The 2,000-nt window shown below is 31.9% G+C and carries 2 protein-coding genes and 1 pseudogene; all 3 read left to right on the plus strand.

Translation table 11 applies throughout. The features are described from left to right. Nucleotides 1–6 precede the first annotated feature (6 nt). Nucleotides 7–225, plus strand: a pseudogene (locus AC1DMU_RS29415) (acyl-ACP desaturase); the annotation flags it as partial. A 216-nt stretch (nucleotides 226–441) separates the two neighbouring features. Beyond that, nucleotides 442–903 (plus strand): CarD family transcriptional regulator, encoded by a 462-nt coding sequence (locus tag AC1DMU_RS29420; RefSeq protein WP_000486301.1) that lies wholly within the window; start codon nucleotides 442–444, stop codon nucleotides 901–903. A gap of 546 nt (nucleotides 904–1,449) precedes the next feature. After that, complete coding sequence (locus tag AC1DMU_RS29425) at nucleotides 1,450–1,596, plus strand: BC1881 family protein (RefSeq protein ID WP_000738548.1); 147 nt, start codon at nucleotides 1,450–1,452, stop codon at nucleotides 1,594–1,596. Nucleotides 1,597–2,000 lie beyond the last annotated feature (404 nt).

Genomic DNA, 2,000 nt, shown 5'->3' on the forward strand with positions numbered 1-2,000 from the left:
AAATAGAATGGAATGGCTGTGATTGCAAAAGAAGCAAACTATGGGCCACTACAATATTTTGATCAAGTACTTGATGTAGTGGTTGAGTATTGGGGGTTAAAAGACTTACGACCAATTGCCCCTCTAGCAGAAAAAGCAAGAATTGAGATTTTGGAGTATCATATAAGATTGAAAAAAATACGGGATCGATTTGGCCGTTTTCAAGGAAAAACTGATCTACGTTAATGAGTAGAGATTTCAGAATATACGCGTGGGAATTCCCTTTTCTTTTATTTGAAATCTAGAACGCTCTCTATTATTTTGCGGCTGTTTTCCTTAATTTAACTTCCGAAGAAAAAAGTGATTGACACTAAAAATAAACTCATGATATTATTGAATATTTGATAAAAAATAACATATGTGTTAAGCTTGAGAAGGTTACCACATATGGAGGTGGGTTATATGTTTCAAATTGGCGATAACATTGTTTATCCAATGCACGGAGCAGGTATAATTGAAGCCATAGAAGAAAAAGAGTTCTCAGGGAAAAAGCAACTTTATTATGTCATAAAAATGTCCCTTAGTAATATGCAAATCATGATTCCTAAGGGCAAAATATTGAGTTCGAATATACGCCCAGTTATTGATATACTTACATTAACGCGCATTATACACATTTTTCAGCATGGAGAATCAGGCGAATTAATGCCTTGGAAACAAAGGTATAAAGTAAACACAGATAAAATAAAAACGGGTGAAATACAAGAAGGTGCTGAAGTTATACGTGATTTAATCCGTATAAAGAAGGAAAAAGCACTGAATACAAGCGAAAAAAAATTGTTGGATGATGCATATAAATTTTTGGTCAGTGAGCTAGAATTAATTAAAGGAATCACTGAAAAACAAATAAAAAGTTTCTGTTGAGATTTATTATAAATACTGTATGACATCCCTCGGAAATATCCTGAATTTTCTGGGTATATGATGATTATTAAAAGGAAAGTATTTCAAAGATATTCAATTTCTTCAACTCACTTTTAGAGTAGATACCTCTTTTGTTATTACTTCAATCTAATCCATTTTTATTTTTAAATTTCTTTTACGAACGTTTGAAGTTTCATCAAATAACTCGATTAAATAGTCACTTGATTTTTACAATCCTGATTCACACTGGCACGGACAAGGAGCCGTAAGGATGAAAGAGAGGTAGGGCTTTCATTGTTTTAGGTAATATACTATCTAAGTCATTATTTCTAGAAGAAAAAACAATCAATCTCACCACTATCTGTAAGAGTCCTTATATCTACTGAGACGGTGAATAGTAATTGTTTATCTTCTTTACGTAAAATTGATAAACGAACTGGTAACACCATATGGTCAACTACAAAAAATTGGTTTCCAGACCAGGAAACCAATTTAAATTTTATTTACATACCAATAGTAAATCAAGCAGTAAGAAGGAGTACACACATGAAAAAAATGTTAACAAAAGAATTAAGTAATGAATTAAAGAAGCGAGAAGGGATCATCTCTATTACAGTTGAGTCTTATGAAAAAATCGAAGTTGGTGGAATTCGTGTAGATGGACCAGCTATTATTCTAATTAATCAAGAATAGGTAAAAATAGTTGCATACAAGGAGAAAAGGATCGGCCTTTAAGAGAAGGGGGATCCTTTTTGCTTGTTGCAGTTAATATGGGATATACATAACTTTTATCTGATTTGTTGGGATTAAAAGGAAGGAGAGGGTCGGGATTATCATGGTGGAGAGCTTAATATTGGTAGGATTTCTTTTTACGTTATATAAATTAGTTGATAAAAAACAAACTAATTATTTAAAACGATAGATTGTTTCCTTTTTAAGGGCTAGATTTATTTGAGAGTGAAATGGATTATTTAAAGGAGGAATTTAGATGGATGCAAGGAAAGAACGCATAAAATACGAGAAGATGACAAAGAATTATGATCGTATTTATTTAGTTTCGTTTATCCTATTAATTGTACTTGTTTGTAGCAGTGTGA

The sequence above is a fragment of the Bacillus sp. 01N45 genome (assembly GCF_056399205.1).

Coding starts and splice junctions, on each gene's coding strand:
- AC1DMU_RS29420 (WP_000486301.1), top strand. CDS start 442: ATGTTTCAAATTGGCGATAACATTGTTTATCCAATGCACGGAGCAGGT.
- AC1DMU_RS29425 (WP_000738548.1), top strand. CDS start 1,450: ATGAAAAAAATGTTAACAAAAGAATTAAGTAATGAATTAAAGAAGCGA.